At 72.7% G+C, this 21448-nt stretch carries 22 protein-coding genes and 1 pseudogene; 8 read left to right on the top strand and 15 right to left on the bottom strand.

Features of this window, described 5'->3' with window-relative positions; genetic code table 11:
* Window positions 1–79: 79 nt before the first annotated feature.
* Window positions 80–1000, bottom strand: a complete 921-nt coding sequence (locus ACIPYW_RS06845) for a LysR family transcriptional regulator ArgP (RefSeq protein WP_400412059.1) — start codon at window positions 998–1000, stop codon at window positions 80–82.
* 70 nt (window positions 1001–1070) lie between these two features.
* Here ACIPYW_RS06845 and ACIPYW_RS06840 point away from each other — a divergent pair, with 70 nt between their 5' ends.
* Window positions 1071–1871, top strand: a complete 801-nt coding sequence (locus ACIPYW_RS06840; protein ID WP_400412057.1) for a LysE/ArgO family amino acid transporter — start codon at window positions 1071–1073, stop codon at window positions 1869–1871.
* Between the two features lie 103 nt (window positions 1872–1974).
* Here ACIPYW_RS06840 and ACIPYW_RS06835 read toward each other — a convergent pair whose 3' ends face one another.
* The 5 genes from ACIPYW_RS06835 to ACIPYW_RS06815 form a co-directional block, all read right to left on the bottom strand.
* Window positions 1975–3450 carry an APC family permease gene (locus ACIPYW_RS06835; protein ID WP_400412055.1) on the bottom strand — a complete coding sequence of 492 codons (1476 nt, stop codon included), beginning with the start codon at window positions 3448–3450 and terminating at the stop codon, window positions 1975–1977.
* Window positions 3451–3698: 248 nt separating this feature from the next.
* Entirely contained in the window at window positions 3699–4571 is an 873-nt protein-coding gene (locus ACIPYW_RS06830) for a hypothetical protein (protein WP_400412053.1), read from the bottom strand.
* A complete protein-coding gene (locus ACIPYW_RS06825; protein WP_400412051.1) occupies window positions 4568–5536 on the bottom strand; it encodes an alpha/beta fold hydrolase in 969 nt (322 codons plus the stop codon). The genes ACIPYW_RS06830 and ACIPYW_RS06825 overlap by 4 nt, the downstream gene beginning before the upstream one ends.
* A gap of 61 nt (window positions 5537–5597) precedes the next feature.
* The gene (locus ACIPYW_RS06820) at window positions 5598–6110 is read right to left on the bottom strand and encodes a methylated-DNA--[protein]-cysteine S-methyltransferase (RefSeq protein WP_400412048.1); all 513 of its coding nucleotides are present in this window, start codon (window positions 6108–6110) and stop codon (window positions 5598–5600) included.
* Window positions 6107–7660 carry an AlkA N-terminal domain-containing protein gene (locus tag ACIPYW_RS06815; protein ID WP_400412046.1) on the bottom strand — a complete coding sequence of 518 codons (1554 nt, stop codon included), beginning with the start codon at window positions 7658–7660 and terminating at the stop codon, window positions 6107–6109. Before ACIPYW_RS06815 ends, ACIPYW_RS06820 begins: the two co-directional genes overlap by 4 nt.
* An 88-nt stretch (window positions 7661–7748) precedes the next feature.
* On the opposite strand from ACIPYW_RS06815, the gene ACIPYW_RS06810 reads away from it, so the two are divergent.
* Window positions 7749–8330, top strand: coding sequence for a molybdenum cofactor biosysynthesis protein (locus ACIPYW_RS06810; protein WP_400412043.1), 582 nt, complete (start codon window positions 7749–7751; stop codon window positions 8328–8330).
* Between the two features lie 26 nt (window positions 8331–8356).
* Here ACIPYW_RS06810 and ACIPYW_RS06805 read toward each other — a convergent pair whose 3' ends face one another.
* The 5 genes from ACIPYW_RS06805 to folE all read right to left on the bottom strand — a co-directional run bounded on the left by ACIPYW_RS06805 (window position 8357) and on the right by folE (window position 12031).
* Window positions 8357–8902 carry a type 1 glutamine amidotransferase domain-containing protein gene (locus ACIPYW_RS06805; RefSeq protein ID WP_400412041.1) on the bottom strand — a complete coding sequence of 182 codons (546 nt, stop codon included), beginning with the start codon at window positions 8900–8902 and terminating at the stop codon, window positions 8357–8359.
* 90 nt (window positions 8903–8992) lie between these two features.
* Window positions 8993–9646, bottom strand: a complete 654-nt coding sequence (locus tag ACIPYW_RS06800; RefSeq protein ID WP_400412039.1) for an HAD-IA family hydrolase — start codon at window positions 9644–9646, stop codon at window positions 8993–8995.
* Between the two features lie 71 nt (window positions 9647–9717).
* Window positions 9718–10470, bottom strand: coding sequence for a pyrimidine reductase family protein (locus tag ACIPYW_RS06795; RefSeq protein WP_400412036.1), 753 nt, complete (start codon window positions 10468–10470; stop codon window positions 9718–9720).
* Window positions 10467–11405: a dihydropteroate synthase gene (folP, locus tag ACIPYW_RS06790; protein ID WP_400412034.1), complete on the bottom strand. Its 939-nt coding sequence runs from the start codon at window positions 11403–11405 to the stop codon at window positions 10467–10469. Before folP ends, ACIPYW_RS06795 begins: the two co-directional genes overlap by 4 nt.
* Entirely contained in the window at window positions 11402–12031 is a 630-nt protein-coding gene (gene folE, locus ACIPYW_RS06785; RefSeq protein ID WP_400412032.1) for a GTP cyclohydrolase I, read from the bottom strand. Before folE ends, folP begins: the two co-directional genes overlap by 4 nt.
* Window positions 12032–12170: 139 nt before the next feature.
* Here folE and ACIPYW_RS06780 point away from each other — a divergent pair, with 139 nt between their 5' ends.
* Window positions 12171–13640, top strand: a complete 1470-nt coding sequence (locus ACIPYW_RS06780; protein WP_400412030.1) for an NCS2 family permease — start codon at window positions 12171–12173, stop codon at window positions 13638–13640.
* Window positions 13641–13763: 123 nt separating this feature from the next.
* On the opposite strand, the gene ACIPYW_RS06775 is transcribed toward ACIPYW_RS06780, so the two are convergent.
* Complete coding sequence (locus ACIPYW_RS06775) at window positions 13764–14240, bottom strand: hypothetical protein (RefSeq protein WP_400412028.1); 477 nt, start codon at window positions 14238–14240, stop codon at window positions 13764–13766.
* A 150-nt stretch (window positions 14241–14390) separates the two neighbouring features.
* Here ACIPYW_RS06775 and ACIPYW_RS06770 point away from each other — a divergent pair, with 150 nt between their 5' ends.
* Genes ACIPYW_RS06770 through ACIPYW_RS06760 form a run of 3 tightly spaced genes read left to right on the top strand, consistent with a single transcriptional unit; the run spans window position 14391 to window position 15606 of the window.
* On the top strand, window positions 14391–14654 hold the full coding sequence (locus ACIPYW_RS06770) for a hypothetical protein (protein ID WP_290133498.1): 264 nt from the start codon (window positions 14391–14393) through the stop codon (window positions 14652–14654).
* A 26-nt stretch (window positions 14655–14680) separates the two neighbouring features.
* Window positions 14681–15196 carry a DUF1697 domain-containing protein gene (locus ACIPYW_RS06765; protein ID WP_400412026.1) on the top strand — a complete coding sequence of 172 codons (516 nt, stop codon included), beginning with the start codon at window positions 14681–14683 and terminating at the stop codon, window positions 15194–15196.
* Entirely contained in the window at window positions 15193–15606 is a 414-nt protein-coding gene (locus tag ACIPYW_RS06760) for a VOC family protein (protein ID WP_400412024.1), read from the top strand. The genes ACIPYW_RS06765 and ACIPYW_RS06760 overlap by 4 nt, the downstream gene beginning before the upstream one ends.
* Window positions 15607–15657: 51 nt before the next feature.
* On the opposite strand, the gene ACIPYW_RS06755 is transcribed toward ACIPYW_RS06760, so the two are convergent.
* Window positions 15658–18168, bottom strand: coding sequence for a glycoside hydrolase family 65 protein (locus tag ACIPYW_RS06755; RefSeq protein ID WP_400412022.1), 2511 nt, complete (start codon window positions 18166–18168; stop codon window positions 15658–15660).
* A gap of 64 nt (window positions 18169–18232) precedes the next feature.
* Complete coding sequence (locus ACIPYW_RS06750; protein WP_400412021.1) at window positions 18233–19000, bottom strand: HAD family hydrolase; 768 nt, start codon at window positions 18998–19000, stop codon at window positions 18233–18235.
* A gap of 163 nt (window positions 19001–19163) precedes the next feature.
* Here ACIPYW_RS06750 and ACIPYW_RS06745 point away from each other — a divergent pair, with 163 nt between their 5' ends.
* Window positions 19164–20522, top strand: coding sequence for an APC family permease (locus tag ACIPYW_RS06745; protein WP_400412019.1), 1359 nt, complete (start codon window positions 19164–19166; stop codon window positions 20520–20522).
* On the opposite strand, the gene ACIPYW_RS06740 is transcribed toward ACIPYW_RS06745, so the two are convergent.
* Complete coding sequence (locus ACIPYW_RS06740) at window positions 20512–21066, bottom strand: AAA family ATPase (protein WP_400412017.1); 555 nt, start codon at window positions 21064–21066, stop codon at window positions 20512–20514. The genes ACIPYW_RS06745 and ACIPYW_RS06740 overlap by 11 nt on opposite strands.
* Here ACIPYW_RS06740 and ACIPYW_RS06735 point away from each other — a divergent pair.
* Window positions 20960–21397, top strand: a pseudogene (locus ACIPYW_RS06735) (NUDIX hydrolase); the annotation flags it as partial. The gene ACIPYW_RS06740 and the pseudogene ACIPYW_RS06735 sit on opposite strands and share 107 nt — an antisense overlap.
* Between the last annotated feature and the right edge of the window lie 51 nt (window positions 21398–21448).

Below are 21448 nucleotides of genomic sequence, written 5' to 3'. Positions count from 1 at the left end.
TCGCGCAGTGGCCGCCGCCGCGCGGAACGGATCACGGAGTAGGCACGACGCGCGGTCGGGCACTCCCCCGCAGCGGCCGTCAGCGGGGCGGGTGCAGCCGTTCGGCCGCGGTCGCCCGGACCGCTGCCGTCACGCGTTCGAGCAGCGGCGACGCCAGGTTCCACCGCTGCCACCAGAGCGCGACGTCCGCGTGCCGCCCTGGGACGAGTTCGACGAGCTCGCCGCGGGCCATGAGCGCCGTGCACTGCGCCTCGGGGAGGAGCCCCCACCCGAAGCCGAGGCCGACCGCCCGGGCGAAGTCGGCCGACGTCGGGACGAAGTGCCGTGGGCCGTGCGGCGCGTGCCCGAGCACCGTGCGGAGGTAGCCCTGCTGCAGGTCGTCGTCGCGGTCGTAGTCGACGAGCGGCACCCCGTCGAGGCGGTCGAGCACCCGCCGCTCGCTCGCGGCCCGCAGGTCGAGGTCGGCGAGGTACCGCTCGACGAACGCGGGCGCGGCGACGGCGCGGTACCGGTCGATGCCCAGGGCGACCGACGAGCACCCCTGTACGGGATCGGCCTCGGCGGTCACCGCGGCCATGACGGTGCCCGCACGCAGCAGTTCCGCCGTCCGGTCCTGGTCCTCGCGGTGCAGGTCGAACACCACCTCGGTGTCAGCACGGACCCGTGCGAGCGCGTCGAGGAACCAGGTGCCGAGGGAGTCGGCGTTGACGGCGAGCGGGATCGACGGCACGGAGCCGGTGTCCCCGTCGAGGGCGCGCGCGGTCTCCTCGTCGAGCAGTCTGGCCTGGCGAGCGTGCCGGAGGACGACCTCGCCGGCGGCGGTCGGCACCACCGGGACGGTCCGGCGCACGAGGACCCGGCCCGCCTGCTGCTCCATCGCCCTGAGACGCTGCGACACCGCCGACGGCGTGATCGACAGCGCGCGGGCGGCGGCGTCGAGGGTGCCGTGGTCGACGACGGCCAGCAGGGTCTCGAGGTGCTCGCGCTGGAACCGTGCCATGCAGCAGAGCTTACGGTGCAGCAGGAACGTGAACTGGGCTTCATCCGCCGTCTGTCCTACGGTCGGAGACGTGCTCCTCCCCCTGTTCGCCGGCCTCGGCACCGGACTCGCGCTGATCGTGGCGATCGGCGTGCAGAACACGTACCTGCTGCGCCTCGCGGTGTCCGCGGGCCTCCGGGTGGTGACCGCCGCCGTGGTCGTCTGCGCCCTGTCCGATGCCGTCCTCATCGTGGCGGGGGTGCTCGGGGTCGGCGCGGTCGTGGAGCGGTTCCCGGTCGCGCTCGTCGTCGTACGCTTCGTCGGGGCGGCGTTCCTCGTGACCTACGGCGTGCTCGCGGCGCGTCGCGCCCTCCGCCCCTCGGGCGACGCCCTGCGGCTCGACGACGCGGCAGCGGACGACGGCGTCGCGGTGCCCGCACCGGACGTCGCCGAGGTCGCGCCGTCCCGGAGACTCCGCGCCGCGCCACGCCGGAGCGCCGAGTCCACGGACGGGCGCGACGGCGCGGTGGCCGTGGAGGCGACCGGCGCACCCGCGCTGGCGGCGCGGACGACGCGCACCGTGCCTCCAGGCCGGGTCCCGACCGTGCGCGGGGCGGTGGCGACCATGCTCGTCTTCACGTGGGCGAACCCGCACGTGTACCTGGACACGCTGGTGTTCCTCGGGTCCGTGGCGAACCAGCAGGGCGCCGTCGAGCGGTGGCCGTGGACGCTGGGGGCGGTCCTCGCGAGCTGCGTGTGGTTCGCCGCGGTGGGGTTCGGCGGACGGCTGCTCCGACCGTTGTTCGCGAAGCCGCTCACGTGGCGGGTGTTCGACGGCCTGGTCGCCGTCGTGATGCTCGGCTTCGGCATCGCGCTCGTCGTCGGCGCGTAGCCCGGCGCGACCCTGCCGCGAGCCGCTCGGAACCGAGGAAGCGACATCGAACCACTCCGGCGGAGTGGTTCGATGTCGCTTCCGTGGTTCGGGAGGGAGCGCGTTACTGCAGACGCTGTCCGACCCGGCTGTGGCGGCGGCTGTACCCGAAGTAGATCGCGAAGCCGATCGCCAGCCAGATCACGAAGCGCAGCCAGGTCTCGACCTCGAGGTTGAGCATCAGCCAGAAGCACAGCACCGCGGACAGGATCGGCAGCACCGGCGACCACGGCACCCGGAAGGCACGGGGTGCGTCCGGCCGCGACCGACGCAGCACGACGATGCCGATCGACACGAGGACGAACGCCGACAGCGTGCCGATGTTGATCATGCCCTCGAGCTTCTCGACCGGGAAGAAGCCGGCGAGCACCGCGACGACGACACCGGCGACCACCTGGACGCGGACCGGGGTCTGCGTCTTCGGGTTCGTCTGCGAGAACCAGCGCGGGAGCAGGCCGTCGCGGCTCATCGAGAACACGATGCGGGACAGGCCGAGGAGCAGCACCATCACGACCGTTGTCAGGCCGACGAGCGAGCCGATCGCGATGATCCCCGCGGCCCAGGGCAGCCCGACGATCGAGAACGCCGAGGCGAGCGACGGCGAGTCCTCCTGCGCGAGCCGCTGGTAGGACACCATGCCGGTGATGACGACGGACACGGCGACGTACAGCACGGTCACGATGCCGAGCCCGAGGAAGATGCCGCGGGGCAGGGTCTTCTGCGGGTTCTCGGTCTCCTCGGCGCTCGTGGCGACGACGTCGAAGCCGATGAACGCGAAGAACACGAGGGACGCCGCGGCGAGCAGGCCGAAGACGCCGTACTGCGCCGGGGCCGAGCCGGTCGCCCAGGACACGAGGGACTGCGTCCAGAAGCTGCCGTCGGCACCCTTCGACGGCGCGGCCGGCGGGACGAACGGCGTGAAGTTGGCGGCCTTGACGAAGAAGGCGCCCGCGACGATGACGAACACCACGATGGCGACCTTGACGATCGTGATGACAGCGGAGACGCGCGACGACAGCCGCGTGCCGAAGGCAAGCAGCACGGTGAACACCGCGACGATGAGGACCGGCCCCCACGCGAAGCCGATCGGACCGATGGCGATCGAGTCGGGCAGCTGCACCCCGAAGACCTCGAACGCGGTGCTGAGGTAGATGCCCCAGTACTTCGCGATCACCGCGCTGGCCGTCAGGGTCTCGAGGATGAGGTCCCACCCGACGATCCAGGCGAGCAGCTCGCCCATCGTGGCGTAGGTGAACGTGTACGCGGAGCCGGCGACGGGGATCGTCGAGGCGAACTCGGCGTAGCACATGATCGCCAGACCACACGTGACGGCGGCGAGGATGAACGACACGATGACGCTCGGCCCGGCGAAGTTCGCGGCGGCGTTCGCGCCCACCGAGAAGATGCCGGCGCCGACCGCGACCGCGATGCCCATCGCGGCGATGTCGAACGTCTTGAGGGACCGCTTCAGCGAGCGTCCCTGCTCTTCGGAGTCGGCGAGGGAGGCCTCGATCGACTTGACACGGAGCGGTGTTGCCATGGGGTGGTTCCCGTCATCGGCTGGGCGGCGGACCCCGTGAGGGTACTGGTGTACCACCCCGGCACGCAAAGCGTCTGTCCGGACGGTCCTTCCGTGGCGGAACGGGTTCGGGCCGGCGGGCTCGCGGCGGCTCGCGTCGCGGCGGTCGCGATGACAGCCGGGAGGCACGGGTCGGCTCCGGCACGCAGCCACCGGCCGGCGGCGGTCCGTTCAGGCGGCGCGGGTCTGGTCAGGCGGCGCGGGTCCGGTCAGGCCGCGCGGGTCCAGTCGCGCAGGAAGCGGGCGCCGGCCTCGTCGTGGATGACGCCGTCGGGAGCGGTGAGCACCGGGTACGGCGTCGCCGGCACCCCGTCGGCCGGACGGACGTCCACGTGCGCGACGTCGTGGCCGTTCGCGTGCAGCCAGTCCGCCATCGCGTAGTCACTCCGGGAGTCGCCCATCGTCCGCCACGCGATCGGCAGCTCGCCGTCGGCCGCGAGGAGCTCCAGGGAGCGCTCGGCACCGAGGTCCTTGCCGCTCCGGTCCGACTCGACGTCGGTCGAGATGATCGTCGGGTCGACCCGCCACGCGACGCTGCCGTCCGCCGCCGGTCGGACGTCGCCGAGCCGACGGACGCCGAGCCCGCGGCGCACGAGCGCGGCCATCGCCTTCGCGTCGAACTCGGCCTGGCGCGCGAGGTACGTGGCGTTCGGCACCTCGACGCGCTGCTCGATCGACACCATCGCGCGCTTCGTCTCGTCGAAGAAGACCAGGTCGGCGTACTCGGTCCGGACCAGCTCGCGCATCTCGTCCGCGTAGTCGCTCGGCAGCGCGAGGTCGTCGGCCACCGTGAGCTCGCCCATCCCGCCCTCGTACTGCGGGCCGATCGAGCACCAGACGGCGCCCTTCTCGCAGACGGCGTGCACGCGGGTGTCCTCGGTCAGGCCGCCGGCGAGCAGCGGCGCCACGACCTCGGCGCGGATGAAGGCGTCGCTCCGGCCGGTGTTGAAGACGATCGGGATGCCCTCGGCGGCGAGGGCGACGAGGTCCTCGACGATGCTCGGGATCGCGATGGTCCGGGTCACCGGGCTGGCGACGGGGCCGTCGACGTCGAGCAGGAGTCCGAGACGGGGTGCGGTCACCCGTCCATCTTCGCAGGAGTACTGGACCCCCGGAGGACGGGGTGCGGTCGCCCGTCCATCTTCGCAGCCTGCGCACTCCCCACGAACCGGTCGACCGTCCGCCGGACCACCGCGGGCTCCGGCCGGTGCCACTGCCCGGCGAGCTGGACGTGCACCGCCCCCGGGATCGCCTCGGCGAGCGCTCGGGCTGCCTGCCCCATGAACTCCGGCCCGGCGTCCCCGGACGCGACGAGCACCGGCACCCCGACCGCCGCGGCGACGCGCTCGGGGATGACGAGGCCGTTGAGCACCCGGACGTCGCGCGGCAGCACGTGGGCGTCGCCGAGCAGCGCCGACCACACCGCCGGTCGGAGCCGGAGCAGTGCGACCTGCCCCATGGGGACGCCGAGGACGTGTGCGAGGAACGCCCGGACCGTCTGGGACCGCCGACCCACCGCGACGTGCTCGTCGAGCAGGTCCGCGAACACGACGTCGTCCACGTGGTGCTCGATGCTCGCCCGGAACGGCGGTTCGAAGAGGACCGCGCGGGTGATCGGGACACCGGCCGCGAGCCCGTGCAGCAGCACCCCCGCGCCCACGCAGGCGCCGAAGGCCGCGACGGGACCGGACACCGACTCCACGACGGCGGACAGGTCATCGACTTCGCGTTCGATCGCCCACGGCTCGGTGTCCCCCGAAGCGCCCCGGCCGCGGCGGTCGTAGGTGACGACGCGGTACCGGTCGGCGAGCGCCGCGACGAGTCGTTCGAGGTAGGGCGTGCCCCGGTGGTCGAACGCACCGCCGACCACCACGAGCGCGGGCCCGGTGCCGGTCTCGGTCACGGCGAGCTCGGTGCCGTCGGCGGAGCGGACCGTGCGGTCGACGGCGGGCGGGGGAGCGTGTGGGTGCATGCGGTCCTCGAGGGTCGTGCGACGGCGGTTCGCCGGGTCCTCGGGACGGACCGTGCGTGAGGTCCTGTCGAGCATGGCAGGGCCGCGAGCGCGCGCCAACACCCGCAACCAGGGGGAGGACGGCGCGGTGCAGCCCTCAGACGAGCGCCGTCGTCCCGACGGACTCGCGCTCGAGCAGGGACCGCTTGACGTCGAGCCCCCACGCGAACCCGCCGAGGGTCCCGTCGCTCCGGAGCACCCGGTGGCACGGCACGAAGAGCGCCGGGGCGTTCCGCGCGCAGACGCTCGCGGCGGCGCGCACGGCATCGGGCCGCCCCATCGCCGCGGCGAACTCCCGGTAGGTCAGGACGACGCCGGCCGGGATGTGCCGGAGCTGCCGCCACCCCTCGGTGAAGAGCTCGGTACCGGACTGCCGGACCGGCACCTGCATCGCGTGCTCGACCTCGCCCGCGTAGAACGCGTCGACGGCCTCCGCGGAGGCGACCCGCCCGTCGACCACCCGCTCGGGCCGGTTCCGCTCGGCGAGTCGGCCGAGGATCCGCTCGACGGAGTCGGTCCAGCCCGAGGCGAGGACCCGCCCCTCGGGGTCCTCGAGCACGGTGAAGGGGCCGTCTGGGGTGTCCAGCGTCTGGATGGTCGCGTCGCTCATCGTTCGTCCTTCCGGGCGGCAGCAGCCGCAGTCGTCATGTGGCTGACGCCGGCCGTCGCCATCGCGCGGTCGACGATCGGTCGCCAGCAGTGCATCGTCAGGTAGCTCCGCCACGGCGCCACCTGCTCCGACCGTAGGGAGAGCTCGCGCACGGCACCGGGCAACCCGAGTTCCTGTGCACCGTTCCGCACCGCGAGGTCGCTGTGCAGGAACACGTCGGGGTGGTGGCGCACGCGGAGTGCCACGTAGTCCGCCGTCCACGGCCCGATGCCCTTCACGGCGAGGAGTCCGGCGCGCAGTTCGTGCACCGACTGCCCGGCGTCGACCACGAGCGACCCGTCGGCGAGCGCGGCGGCGACGCGGAGGATCGTCTGCACGCGAGCACCGGGGCCGCGGAGCACCGTCCCGCCCCGCTCGGCGACCACGTCCGCCGTGGGGAAGAGCCGCCCGCCGGGGAGCACCGACTCCGGCGCCGGTTCTCCGAGGGCAGCGACCAGCCGGGTCTGCGCCGTGCGTGCCGCCGCGACCGAGACCTGCTGCCCGATGAGCGTGCGGATCAGGACCTCGTGCGCGTCCACGGTGCCGGGGAGTCGGATGCCGGGTACCCGTTCCACCGCCGGCGCGAGCTCGGGGAGGGTGGCGAGGACCGAGTCGACCGCGGTGGGGTCGGCGTCGAGGTCGAACAGTGCGCGCACGCGCGCGACCAGCGTGGGGAGGTCCGACAGGTCCTCGACCCGCACCTGCAGGTCGATGCCGACCGCCCGCCCGGCGGCGGCCGTCGCGCGGAACCAGCCCGTGCCTCCCGGCAGTGTGACCAGCCGCCCGTACGCGGTGACCCGACCGTCGGGGTCGACGTCCACCTGCTCGGTGCCGGGCAGCGCGTGCAGCGCGTGCCACTCGAGGAGTCCCTGCACGTCGAACGGCGCGCGGGCCGGCAGGTGGACGTGCAGCGTGCCGTCGGCGACCGGTCGGAGGGTGCGCCGGGCGCGGAGCTCGGACGGTGTGACGGCGAAGACCTCGCGCACGGTGTCGTTGAACTGGCGGACGCTCGCGAAGCCTGCTGCGAACGCGACGTCGGCGATCGGGAGGTCCGACGAGGTGAGGAGCGTCCGGGCGGTCTGCGCCCGGTGCGCGCGGCTGAGCGCCTTCGGCCCGGCGCCGAGCTCGGCGGTCATGATGCGGCCGAGCTGCCGCTCCGAGTAGCCGACGCGGGCCGCGAGGCCGGGCACGCCCTCGCGCTCGACGACGCCGTCGAGGACGAGGCGCATGGCTCGGCCGGCGACGTCCTCGCGGAGGTTCCACTCTGGGCTGCCGGGGGTCGCCTCGGGTAGGCAGCGCTTGCAGGCGCGGAAGCCCGCGAGGTGTGCGGCGGCGCTGGTCCGGAAGAACGTGACGCCGGTCTCGCGTGGGGTGCGCGCGGGGCACGACGGGCGGCAGTAGATGCCGGTGGAGTGCACGGCGGTGACGAACTGGCCGTCGAACCGCGCGTCGCGCGAGGCGACGGCGCGGTACCGCTCGGCGTGCAGCGTGTCGGCTGCGGTGGTGGACATGGGTCCAGCGTCGCACGGCTCACCGACATCGACTGGCGGGAATCGGACACAGCAGTGACGGCCAGGAGGCACGGCTAGCGTCGGCCGCATGACATCCGCCGACGACCTGGTCGCGCCCGACGGGCTGCCCTGCCGGACCGACGTCGTGGTCGCGCTGCTGCTCGCGTCACCCCGGCACCGGTACGAGGGGCGTCCGGCCGACGGCGCGCTGCCGGCCGACCCGTCGACGCCCGAGCTGCGGGACCGCGTCGAGCTGCGGGCGGGGCTCGGCATCGTCGGCGACCGCTACTTCGCCGCGCGGGCCCACGTGCACGCGAGCGTCACCGTGGTGGGGCTCGAGGGCCTGGAGGACGTGGCGCGTTCCCTCGGCGCCGACGTCGACCCGGTGGCGACCCGGCGGAACGTGTTCCTCCGCGGTGCCGACGTCGAGGCGCTCCGCGGACGGCCGTTCGCGCTCGACTCCGGCCAGGGGGTCGTGCGGTTCCGCGGGTACCGGCCGGCGAACCCGTGCGCGTGGATGGACCACGAGGTGGCGCCGGGGGCGTTCCGGGCGATGCGGGGTCGGGCGGGGGTCCGGTGCGACCCGGAGTCCGACGGGGTGCTCTCCGTCGGACTCGCGACGCTGTGGACCGCCGCGCCCGTCCCGCTGGGGGTCGCGCCCCTGCTGTGAGGCGACGGGGGCGGACCGCAGCCGGCCTACGCCGTGAGGGCGTGCTCGATGGCGTCGACGAACGCCGGCAGGTCGTCCGGGTTGCGGGACGTGATGAGGCCACCGTCGACCTGGACCTCCTGGTCGACCCAATCGCCGCCGGCGTTCCGGACGTCGGTCTGCAGCGACGGGAACGACGTGATGGTCTTCCCCGAGACGACGCCGGCCTCGATGAGGGTCCACGGGCCGTGGCAGATCGCCGCGACGGGCTTGCCTGCTTCGGCGAACGCCTGCACCAGCGCGACCGCGTCGGCGTCCTGGCGGATGGTGTCCGCGTTGATCGTGCCGCCCGGGACGACCAGTGCGTCGTAGTCCCCGGCTCCGCTGACACTGCCGATGGTGGTGTCGGAGGACACCGACTTCCCCGGGTCCTTGTCGCCGACGAGGGTCTCGATCGAGCCGGACTCCTGCGCCGCCACGGTCACGTCCGCGCCGCGTTCCCGGAGCTGCTCGGTGGGGACGACGATCTCGTCCTGCTCCACGCCGTAGTTCGTCGCGATGACGAGGATCTTCTTGCCGTCGAGGGCTGCCATGGTCACTCCTTCCGCGGCCCGGTGGTTCCGGCCGCCGGGGTCCACGGTCGTCGGACGGCGCTGGACGTGCTCGCAGTCGGCAGGCTCCGCTCAGCCGCGGATGCGGAAACCGGACCCCTCGGGCTCGACGGTCAGTCCGTCGTACCCGGCGATGCGCGGCAGGCCTGCGGTGACGGCGGCCTCGAGGGTGCCCACGACGACCGTCGTCGCCCCGGAGGCGAGCGCGGCCTCGACTCCGGCGGGGGCGTCCTCGAACGCGAGGCACTCCTCGGCCGGCACCCCCAGCAGCTCGGCGCCGCGGAGGTAGCCCTCGGGGTGCGGCTTGCTGCGCTCGGCGTCCTCCGACGGCACGAGGGCGTCGGGGACGGGGACGTCGGCTGCGATCATGCGCTTGACCGCGAGCTCGCGCGGGGCGCTCGTCACGAGGGCGACCGGCACGCCGAGGTCCTGGAGGCGCCGGACGAACGCGCCGGCGCCGGGGACCTCGATGATCCCGTGGACGTAGTCGATCTCCGCGGCGATCATCGTGTCGACGATCACCTGCTGTTCGTCCCGGGGCAGGTCGGGCAGGAAGCGCTGGATCGTGTCGATCGTCTGGCGGCCGTGCGAGAAGCCGAGGATCTCGACCGGGTCGAGCCCGTGCTCCTCGCCGAACCGGGTCCACGCTGCCTCGACGACCGCGGTCGAGTCGACGAGCGTCCCGTCCATGTCGAACAGGACCCCGGACACCACGACGTCGATCACACGTCCGACCCTACCGGCGCAGCCCCGGGACGCGGCAGGCCGCACGAGACTCGGCAACACGCGGCGCGGCGTCAGGCGCGCACGTACCGCGTCAGGAGCACCCCGTCGGCGCCGAGGAGGACGTGCGCGGGACGCATGCGCCGCAGCCCCGCCGCGGCCGACGACCCGGACGGCGCCGTGGCGATCCGCTGCCCCTCCCCGCCCTCGAGCGTCGGGTCCACCGTCAGGGTCAGCTCGTCCACGAGGTCCGCCGCGATGAGCGCCCCGAAGAACGACGGCCCGCCCTCGCAGTGGATGCGTTCGAGTCCACGGTCGCCCAGCGCCCGCACGACGGCGGCGACGTCCACGGAGTCGTTCCCGCACGCCACGACGTCCGCGACCTCCGCGAGCGCCCGACCCCGCTCCGACGCCGCGCCGGACGCCGAGGTCAGCACGATCGGGCGCACCGGCGCCTCGGTGAACACCCGCGACGTCGGGTCGAGGCCCGCCGAGCCCGTGACGATCGCGAACACCGGGTGGTCCGGCATCCCGTGCGCACGACGCCAGTCGACGTCGGCGTCGTGCAGGACCATCGGGCCGTACTCCTCGTCGCGGACGGTGCCGGCGGCGACGAGGACCACGTCGGCCGTGCGGCGCAGGAGGTCGAACACGCGGAGGTCGTCGTGGCCGCCGAGGTCGGCCGTCCGACCGCCGGCCGAGGCCGACCCGTCGAGCGTCGTGACGAAGTTCACGCGGAGCCAGGTGCCGTCGGGGACACCGTCGGCGTAGAGCGCGAGCAGGTCCTCGTCGGAGTGGTCGGCGATGGACGGGGGCAGGACGGTCACGTGTTGTGCCTCGCTTCCACGGGTTCGCGCCAGCCGAGGACCGCCTCGACCATGCGCATGGCGTCGACGCTCTCGACGACGTCGTGCATCCGGACGATCCGGGCGCCGAGCATCGCGCTGACGGTGGCGGCGGCCAGCGAGCCTGACAGCCGCTGCCCGCGGGGACGCCCGAGCGACTCCCCCACGAAGTCCTTGTTCGACACGGCCGCGAGCACCGGGTAGCCGAGCGCCACCACCTCGGGCAGTCGCCGCGTGAGCTCGAGGGTGTGCACGGTGTTCTTGTTGAGGTCGTGGCCCGGGTCGACGATGATCCGCGACTCCGGGATGCCCGCGGCGAGTGCTCGGTCGACCCGTTCGCGCAGGAAGTCCACGACCTCCCGGCCGATGTCGTCGTAGTGCGGCGGTTCGGGCAGCTGTTGCCGGGGCGGGGCGGTCGAGTGCGTGATCACGATGGTCGCGTCGGAGTCGGCGACGACGGCGGCCATCCGCGGGTCCGACAACCCGGTGGTGTCGTTGACGACGCTGGCACCGGCGGCGATCGTGGCCTCGGCGACCTCGGGGCGGAAGGTGTCGACCGAGATCACGACGTCGGACTCCTGCGCGAGCTGGGCCACCACCGGCAAGACCCGGTCGAGCTCGTCGGCAGCGGAGAGTTCCGGCCCCGGCGCGAACTTCACGCCCCCGATGTCGACCCAGTCGGCGCCCTGCTCGGCGGCACGGACCGCGGCGGCCACGGCCTGGTCGAGCGCGAACGTCGCTCCCTGGTCGTGGAACGAGTCGGGCGTGCGGTTCACGATCGCCATGACGGCGACGCGGTGGTCGAAGTCGAACGTGCGGCGGCCGATCGTGCGGACCGGGTCGCGCAGGTCGGGGACCACCCAGCCGCGTCCGGTCGTGACGGCTCGGAGGCTCGGATCGCGCTGCTCGGTCGTCATGCGTCCGTCCCGTGGTCGGCTCCGGCTGCCGGTCCACCGGCGGCGCCGACGCCCGCGCCGATGAGGGCGATCGCCTCGGCGCGGCCGGCCGGCGTGGCGAGGGTCCCGGTGGCGGCGACCGTCACCGTGGTCGAGCCGGTCTGGCGTTCACCGCGCGTCGTCACGCACTGGTGCTGGGCGTCGAGGACGACGAGCACGCCGGTCGCGTCGAGGCCCTCGGCGATGGTGGCAGCGACCTGCTCACCGAGCCGCTCCTGGAGCTGCGGGCGCGAGGCCACGGCGTCGAGCACGCGGGACAGCGTGCCGAGCCCGATGAGCTGGTCCCCCGGTGCGTACGCGAGGTGTGCGACGCCGATGAACGGCAGCAGGTGGTGCTCGCACATCGACCGGAACTTCACGTCACGGACGATGACGAGCTGCCCGCGGTCGCCGTCCTCGGCGTGCACGACGCCGTCCCGGGCGATCGCGACGGCGTCGGTCCCGATGCCGGAGAAGAACTCCGCGTAGGAGTCCGCGACGCGCCCCGGGGTGCGGGCGAGTTCGGGGCGGTCGGGGTCGTCGCCGACGGCGAGGAGGAGCTCGCGCACGGCGGCTTCGATCCGCGCGCGGTCCAGTCGTTCGTTCACGTCCTCATCCAACACCGTCGCTGGCCGCAGAACGCGAGCGCGCACCCGAGGTGACGTACCCCGCGGAGGCGAGCCGTGCCTCCGGGCCGACGCCCCCGGCGCGACGCGCCGCGCTCCCAGCGTTCTGTAAACTCGTCCGGTGAGCGCCCAGCAGACCGACACGCCGCCCCGGAACCGCTTCGCGTCCGGCCTCGACCGCTACTTCTCGATCACGAGCCGCGGGTCGACGATCCCCCGAGAGATCCGTGGTGGTCTCGTCTCCTTCGTGACGATGGCCTACATCGTCATCCTCAACCCGCTGATCCTCGGTGGGTTCAGCGCCGACCAGGCCGCGAAGGACGTCACCGGCGGCTGGCTCGAGAACGCCCAGGTCGCCGCGGCGACGGGTCTCGTCGCCGGCCTCATGACCATCGCGATGGGCGTCATCGCGAACCTGCCGTTCGGCATCGCGGCGGGCCTCGGCATCAACTCGTTCCTCGCCGTCAGCGTCGTCCACCAGGTGACGTGGGCCGAGGCGATGGGACTCGTCGTCATCAACGGCGTCATCATCGTGATCCTCGCGTTGACGGGCATCCGGACGATGATCTTCACGGCCGTGCCCGCCCAGCTCAAGGCCGCGATCACGGTCGGCATCGGCCTGTTCATCGCCTTCATCGGCCTCGTCGACTCCGGCTTCGTGCGGTCGTCCGGGCTGGCCTCACCCCCGCTGCAGCTCGGCGAGGACGGCTCGGTCGGGGCGCTCCCGACGATCGTGTTCCTCATCGGCCTCGTCATCATCGGCACGCTCATGGCCCGCCGTGTGAAGGGCGCCCTGCTCATCGGCATCGTGGCGACCACGATCATCGCGATCATCCTGCAGGCGGTCTTCCAGGTGCCGACCTCGGTCGAGTCGAAGACCGGCTGGAACCTCAACGCCCCGGGCCTGCCCTCGGCGCTGTTCGCCGTGCCGGACCTGTCGCTCGTCGGGCACTTCGACTTCGGTGCCTTCAGCCGCATCGGCCCGCTCGCCGCGTCGATGCTCGTCTTCACCCTCGTCTTCACGAACTTCTTCGACGCGATGGGCACGATGACCGGTCTCGCGAAGGCCGCCGGGGTCGCACACCCCGACGGCACCTTCCCGCGGCTCAAGTCGGCGCTCGTCGTCGAGGGCGTCGGGGCGATCGCCGGCGGTGGCGCCTCGGTGTCGTCGAACACGGTGTTCATCGACTCGGCGGCCGGCATCGGCGAGGGCGCCCGCACGGGCATGGCCTCGGTCGTGACCGGCGTGCTGTTCCTGGCGTCGATGTTCCTCACGCCGCTGACGCAGGTCGTCCCGCTCGAGGTCGCCGCCGCCGGGCTCGTCGTCGTCGGCGCGCTCATGGTCGCGCAGGTGGCGGACATCTCGTGGACGGACTTCGGGTCGGCGCTGCCGGCGTTCCTCACGATCGTCGTGATGCCGCTGACTTACTCGATCGCGAACGGCATCGGCGCGGGCTTCATCAGCTGGGTGCTCATCAAGCTGCTGTCCGGCCGGGGCCGCGAGGTCTCGTGGCTCCTGTACGTCGTCGCGTTCGGCTTCCTGCTGTACTTCGCGCGCGGGCCGCTGGAGGCGCTGCTCGGCGTCGGCTGACGCGCGGCGCGCGGCGCACGGCGCAGCTTCCGCACAACCAAAGTCACCCCGAACCACGGATCGCCGCGGTTCGGGGTGACTTTGGTTGTGCGACGCCCGTCGCTCCGGCCTGGAGGCGCGGTGTCAGTCCGGCAGGTCGGACGGGCGGGCCTCGTGGTGGCGTCGGCCCTGCGTGCGCCGGTCCTCCTTCATGCCCGCCTCGAAGAGGTGGCGCTTCCCGTCGACCAGCTCGTCGCGAGCAGCCTGCTCGAGTTCCTTGGCGAGCGCGTAGTAGCCGTCGTCGTAGTCCTCCATGATCTGGAAGGTCCACCGGCCGGCGATGACGTTGCGCCCGACGAGCTCGGTGTCGATGCGGTCGGCGAGGTCCGCGTGCCCGGCCTTCCGGAGCTGCTCGACGGCGTCACCGAGGTCGAGGTCGGCCTTGCCCGTGAGGCGGTGGAAGCCGTACAGCAGACCCCGCGCGTGCTCGATGACCTCGAGCGCCGCGGACAGCGTGCCGAGCGCCTCGACGGTCGCCTCGGACACCCCCTCCGGGACCTGGTGCGCTGTGTCGGGTCCCTGGTCGTCGGATCCGTGGTCGTCGTGTCGCTCGTCCGTCATGCGTCTCGTCTACCGGAGCGCCGCTGCGGCTGCTCCGAGGTCGGCGTCCCCCGGCCCGGAGTCGTCCGTCCGCACACCGCACCGGGCCGTTGCCGAGCGGCCGGTCGTGGCCTACCATTCGAACACACGTTCGAACAGCAGGAGGTCATCGTGGTGATCATCGACACGGCAGCGACGGTCTGGTGGACCGCCGGCGTGCCCGATCGGCTGGTGTGGTCCGGCCGTCGCTGGCGGGTCACGGACACACCGACACGGCTCACCGTCACGCGGGCGGAGCTGCCGACGGCGATCACGCACGCTCCCGAGCGGACCGTCGGGTGGCGCTTCCAGGCGACCGCGGAGGACGGCGAGACGCTCGTCGTCGACATCGTGCCCGAGGGCGGCGGCTGGGGTGTGGCCCGGACGTGGACGTGACCGCGACGGCGCGCTACGGTCCGGACATGACCAGGTGGATCGCGCTGCTCCGTGGCGTCAACGTGAACGGCATCACCATCCGGAGCGCGGACCTCGCCGAGACGTTCCGCGGGCTCGGCCACGAGGACGTCCGAACGGTGCTCGCCTCCGGCAACGTCGTCTTCACCGCGACCGGCGACGCGACCGCGATCAAGGCCGGTGTCGAGCACGCGCTCCGGGACCGCTTCGGGTACGACGCCTGGATCGTGCTGCTCCGGCACGACGACCTGGCGGGCATCGTCGACGGGTTCCCCTTCCCCTCCGCGCCCGACCGGCACGACTACGTCGTCTTCGCGTCGGAGACAGCGGCCCTCGACGACCTGCTGGCCGACCGCACGCCCGACGATCCGGTGGAACGGGTCGCCCGGGGCGACGGCGTCGTGTACTGGTCGTGCCCGAAGGGGTCGAGCACGGACACGGCCTTCGCGAAGCGTGCGGCAGCGGCGCGGTTCAAGCGCACGACCACGACGCGGAACACGAACACGCTCCGGAAGCTCCTGTGACCCGCGTCCCCGACGGCGCCCGACGTGGTGCGCTGCACCACGTCGAGCTGCGTGTCGCCGACCTCGATCGAGCCGTGCCGACGTGGGGGTGGCTGCTCGGCGAGCTCGGGTACGAGCCGTACCAGCGGTGGGACCGCGGACGGAGCTGGATCGCGGGCGGCACGTACGTCGTCCTCGAGGCGGCACCGCTCGACGGCACCCACGACCGGCGCCGACCCGGCCTGAGCCACCTGGCGTTCCACGCCGGCACCCCGGCCGACGTCGACCGCCTCTGGCACGCGGCCCCGGCGCACGGGTGGACGCACCTCTACGCCGACCGGCACCCGTACGCCGGCGGACCGGACCACCACGCGGCGTTCCTCGAGGACGCCGATCGGGCGAAGGTGGAACTGGTGGTGACCACCCGCTGACGCGCGCCCGCACGGCGGACGCGCCCCGGGCCTCCAGGCCGACCGCCGGTGCTACGCGGTCGTCTCGTCCACCTCGAACTGCCGCTCGAGCGAGATCGTCGGGATCGATGCCGTGATGACCGACCCGTCCGCACGCAGCGTGCCCTGGATGTCGCTCGTCGTCGGCGCCCGACCGGTCATCCGCGGCCCCTGGTGCGGCAACGGCACGACCGTGGGCTCCGCGGCGGAGAGGTCCCACTGCTGGTTGTGCACCCACACCGTGAGGCCCTCGCCCTGCTCGACGGTGAACGTCAGCGTGTCCTGCTCGAGGTCGACCTTCACCCGGGAGCCCCGCACGTTGAGCCGGTAGGTGATGCGCTCCCACGTCCGCGGCAGCCGAGGGTTGAACGTCATGCGCCCGCCGTGGTCCCGCATGCCGCTGAACCCGTTGACGAGCGCTCCCCAGATGCCGCCCGTCGACGCGATGTGCACACCGTCCGCCGTGTTGCCGTGGAGGTCCGCCAGGTCGACGTACAGGGCGGTCTGGAAGTACTGCTCGGCGAGCTCGCAGTAGCCGACCTCGGCCGCCATGATCGACTGCACCACGGCGGACAGGGTCGAGTCGCCCGTGGTCAGCGCGTCGTAGTAGTCGAAGTCGCGACGCTTCTCCGCCGCGGTGAACTCGTGGCCCTGCAGGAACAGCGCGAGCACGACGTCGGCCTGCTTGAGCACCTGGAACCGGTAGATGACGAGCGGGTGGTAGTGCAGCAGCAGCGGCCGCTTCGACTCCGGCGTGTTCTCGAGGTCCCAGAGCTCCTTGTCGAGGAACTGGGCGTCCTGCGGGTGGATGCCGCGGTGCGGGTCGAAGGGGATCTCCATCGACTCGGCGGCGTGCTCCCAGCCCTGGACCTCGTCCTCCTGGAGCCCGGTGCGCCGGACCATGCGGCCGTACTCCTCCGGGTCGTCGACGGCGAGCTCACGGCAGGCCTGCACGGCGGACCAGAGGTTCGCCCGGGCCATGACGTTCGTGTAGAGGTTGTCATCGACCACGGTCGTGTACTCGTCCGGCCCGGTGACGCCGTCGATGTGGAACTTCTTGTCGCCGTTCGACCGCCAGAACCCGAGGTCCTCCCACAGCCGAGCGGTCTCGACGAGGATGTCGATCGCGCCGCGCTTGAGGAACTCCTTGTCACCGGAGGCTCGCACGTACTGCATGAGGGCGTGGGCGATGTCCGCGTCGATGTGGTACTGCGCGGTGCCGGCGGCGTAGTAGGCCGAGGACTCCTCGCCGTTGATCGTCCGCCACGGGAAGAGCGCCCCGTGCTGGTTCAGCTCGCGCGCCCGGGAGCGGGCGGCGTCGAGCATGTTGTAACGGAAGCGGAGAGCGTTCCGCGCGACGATCGGTGCCGTGTACGACAGGAACGGCAGGACGTAGATCTCCATGTCCCAGAAGTAGTGACCGCCGTACCCGGACCCGGTGACGCCCTTCGCGGCGATGCCGTGCCCGTCCGTGCGGGCCGTCGCCTGCGCGAGCATGAAGAGGTTCCAACGAACGGCCTGCTGCACGTCGGGCTTGCCGGGGATCTCGACGTCGCTCCGTGCCCAGTAGTCGTCCATCCAGGCGCGCTGCGTGGCGAACACGTCGTCGACGGTCTCGGCGTGGGCACGGTCGAGCGTGCGGTCGCAGCGGTCGGCGAGTTCGCGCGCGGGGACGCCGCGGGACGTGTGGTAGACGATGCTCTTCACGAGGCGGATCGGGACGCCGGCCCGCGCCTGCACCCGGTACACGTGCTTCGCGAGGTCGTCCTCGATCGACGACGACTCGTCCCACGAGTTGTCGGTCTCGAGGTGGTGCTCGACGCCCACGCAGATCGTCATGCCGGAGCTCGCGGCCTGGTAGCCGAGGAGCGACCGCGCACCCGTGCTGCGCTTGAGCTTCGGTTCGAGCACGCGCTCGGTGAACGCCTCGGCCTTGCGCGGGTCGAAGGCGTTCGCGGCGGCGCGCATGCCCGCGTGGTACTCGTCCTGGACGTCCTGCCGGTTGAGGATCTGGCTGGAGAGGAGGATCGAGGCGTCGGCGTCGAGGACGGTGACCTCGTAGTCGATGACGGCGAGGTGCCGGTCGGTGAACGACACGAGGCGGCGCGACCGGATGAGGACGCGCTTGCCCGACGGTGTCGACCACTCGGTCTCACGGAACAGGTAGCCGCCACGGAACTCGAGGCGGCGCGTGTGCCGGAGGATGTCGGCCTCGGCCAGGACGAGCGGCTCGTCGTCGACGTAGAGCCGGATCACCTTGGCGTCGGGCGCGTTGATGATCGTCTGCCCGGTCTTCGCGAAGCCGAAGGCGTCCTCGGCGTGCCGGATGGGCCAGGTCTCGTGGAACCCGTTGACGTACGTGCCGTACTGGACGCCGCCACGGCCCTCGTCGAGGTTGCCGCGGAGGCCCAGGTAGCCGTTGCCGACCGCGAAGTTCGTCTCTGCCACGCCCTGCTCGTCCGGCGTGTACTCGGTCTCGACGAGCGCCCACTCGTCGATCGGGTAGCGGACGCGGTCGAGCGGGTCCGAGGTGATGGGGTTCATGCTGCTCCGTGGGGGAGGGAGGTGTGGGGGCGGGTCGTGGCGGCCCGGGAACGGCCGCCGTCCGTCAGGTCGCGGGGGTGGGGACGGGGCGGAGGTCGTCGACGAGGTCGGCGAGGTCCTGCACGACGACGTCGGCACCGTGGGCGCGCAGTGCGTCCGCGCCGGCTCCGCGGTCGACGCCGATGACGAGTCCGAAGCCGCCGTTGCGGCCGGCCTCGACCCCGCTCGTGGCGTCCTCGACGACCACGCACTCGGCCGCGGTGAGTCCGAAGCGGCTCGCGGCGTCGAGGTAGGTGTCCGGCGCGGGCTTGCCCTCGAGCGCGTCCTGCCGGGCGACGAGGCCGTCGACGATCACCGGGAAGCGTTCGAGGATGCCCGCCGTGCGGAGCACCGACACCGCGTTCGCCGAGCTCGACACGACGGCGACCGAGTAGCCGGCGTCGATGGCGGCGACGAGGAACCGGTGCGAGCCCGGGTACGGCTCGACCCCGTGCTCGTCCAGCTCGGCCGTGAACTCGGCGTTCTTCCGGTTGCCGAGGCCGCAGACCGTGTCGGCCGACGGGTCGTCGTCGGGGGTGCCCTCCGGCAGGTCGATGCCGCGCGACGCGAGCAGCGACCGGACCCCGTCGTAGCGGGGCTTGCCGTCGATGTGGTCGAAGTAGTCCTGCTCGGTGTACGGCGCGACGCCGTGCGCGGCGAGGTACGGCGTGAACAGGCGGCTCCACGCGCGCATGTGCACCTCGGCGGTCGGCGTGAGGACGCCGTCCAGGTCGAACAGCAGCGCGCGCTGATCCGCGAGGCGGGCGGGGGTGGGCCGGTCCGGTGCGGTCATGCGCCCACTCTAGGACCGCTCCCGCCGGTGCACTCAGGCGCGACGCCGATGTGTGGAGAGAGTTCACCGAGAGCGGAGTGTGCAGGGCTCCGCGCGATGCGGACGGACCGGTGAGGCCGCTCGGGAGCACTCGGACACCCTGACGGGGACGGAAGGCACCACCATGACCAGCGACACCGCCGAACGCTCAGCTCCGGGACAGCCGGAGTCGAAGCTCCACCAGGCGATCACCGGCCCGCTCCTCTACCTGTTCATCCTCGGCGACGTCCTCGGCGCCGGCATCTACGCCCTGATGGGGACGCTGTCGGAGGACGTCGGTGGGGCGCTCTGGGCACCGCTCGTCCTCGCCCTGCTGCTGGCCCTGCTCACGGCGGGCTCCTACGCCGAGCTCGTCACGAAGTACCCGAAGGCCGGCGGCGCAGCGGTGTTCGCCGAGCGGGCGTACAAGGTGCCCCTCGTGTCGTTCCTCGTCGGGTTCAGCATGCTCGCCGCCGGGGTCACGAGCGCCGCCGGGCTGTCCCTCGCGTTCGCGGGCGACTACCTCGGCACGTTCGTCGACCTGCCACCCGTGCCGACCGCGATCGTCTTCCTCGCGCTCATCGCCTGCCTCAACGCCCGCGGCATCTCGGACTCACTGAAGAGCAACGTCGTCATGACGATCATCGAGGTGTCGGGCCTCGTCATCGTGATCGTCGTCGTGGCCGTGATGCTCGGCGCCGGAGGCGGCGACGTGAGCCGCGTCGGGGCGTTCCCGGCGGACGCGAACCCGGCGCTCGCGACCCTGAGCGCCGCCATCGTCGCCTACTACTCGTTCGTCGGCTTCGAGACGAGCGCCAACGTCGCCGAGGAGGTCCGCGAACCCCGCCGTGTCTACCCGAACGCCCTGTTCGGCGCCCTCGCGACCGCCGGCGTCGTCTACGTGCTCGTCGGACTCGCCAGCGCGATCGCGCTGCCCGCCTCCGAGTTGGAGGGTTCGTCCGGTCCGCTCCTCGCCGTGGTCTCGGCCTCGGGCGTCCCGATCCCGGACTGGGTGTTCAGCCTGATCGCCCTCGTCGCGGTGGCGAACGGCGCCCTGCTCACGATGATCATGGCGAGCCGCGTCACGTACGGCATGGCCGAGCAGCGACTCCTGCCCGCCGTGCTGGCGAAGGTCCTCCCGAACCGGGGGACCCCGTGGACCGCCATCGTCGCGACCACCGTCGTGGCGATGCTCCTCACCCTCGTCGGTGACGTCGGCACCCTCGCCGAGACCGTCGTGCTCCTGCTCCTGTTCGTCTTCATCAGCACGAACGTCGCCGTCCTCGTCCTCCGCCGCGACCGCGTGGAGCACGACCACTTCCGGGTGTGGACGTTCGTCCCGGTGCTCGGCGTCGCGTCGTGCGTGCTGCTGCTCACGCAGCAGAGCGGGCAGGTGTGGCTGTACGCCGCACTGCTGCTCGCCGTCGGCGTCGTGCTGTACTTCATCGCACGGGCAACGCGACGGCGCTCGTCGCACACCCGTGAGACCGACGTCACCCGTTGACGGAGCCCGCCGCCACCGCGGCGAGGACCGCGTCGATCTCGTCGACGACGTCCGGGACGCCCTGGTCCGGACCGCCCACCCGCTGGACGCGGGTACGGGTGGCGAGGAATGCCTCCAGTCCGACGTGCACGTCCACCATCCGGTCGCCGCCGAGGTCACCGTGCACGCTCGGTCCCTCCGCAGCCCGCGTCGCGAAGCGACGGTCCGCCTCCGCCGCGTCGGCGCGCAACGCGAGCTCCACGAACACCGCTCCCGAGTCGGTGGCGAGCGCGGCGAGGTCGTCGACGAAGTCGGCCCGGCGGGCGTACTGGGGAATGATCACGTCCCGGCCGGACCGCAGGTGTGCCCCGATCGCCGCCGTGGCCATGACCCGCGCGGCCTCCCCGGCAGGACGCAGTGCCGTCCGCCACCCGCCGATCATGGCGCGCAGGACGTCGATGTCGAACGCCACCGGTAGGTCCGGAGCGTGCCGCTCGGCCCACGCGCGGGCGACCGTCGACTTGCCGCTCGCCGGGATGCCGTTGAGGAGGACGAGGAACGCCATGCGCCGATGCTGCCAGCCACCGGCTGCAGTCGCCAGGGCGAGTCATCGGCCGGGAGGCACGGCTCACCTCCTCGACGCGGCGTACGGTGACGACGTGTCTGCTCCAGGTCCGCTCCGCCTCCGCGCGGCCGCCGTCGCGGTCCGCGACGGCCGGGTGCTCGTCGTCCTCCGCGAGCGCGACGGACGGCGCTACGCCGTCCTGCCCGGCGGGGGCGTCGAGCAAGGCGAGACCCCGCAGCGGGCTTGTCTCCGCGAGCTCCGCGAGGAGACCGGACTCGACGGCGAGGTGGTCGCCCTCCTACCGGTCGGCCTCGACCGCACTGCGCCCGCCGTGTACCTCCACGTCGAGGCCGGACCGGGTGTGCCCGCGCTGGCGACCGAC

This window comes from Curtobacterium sp. NPDC089689 (assembly GCF_044749145.1).
GTDB lineage: Bacteria > Actinomycetota > Actinomycetes > Actinomycetales > Microbacteriaceae > Curtobacterium.
This window is presented reverse-complemented; position numbering and strand designations above follow the sequence as displayed.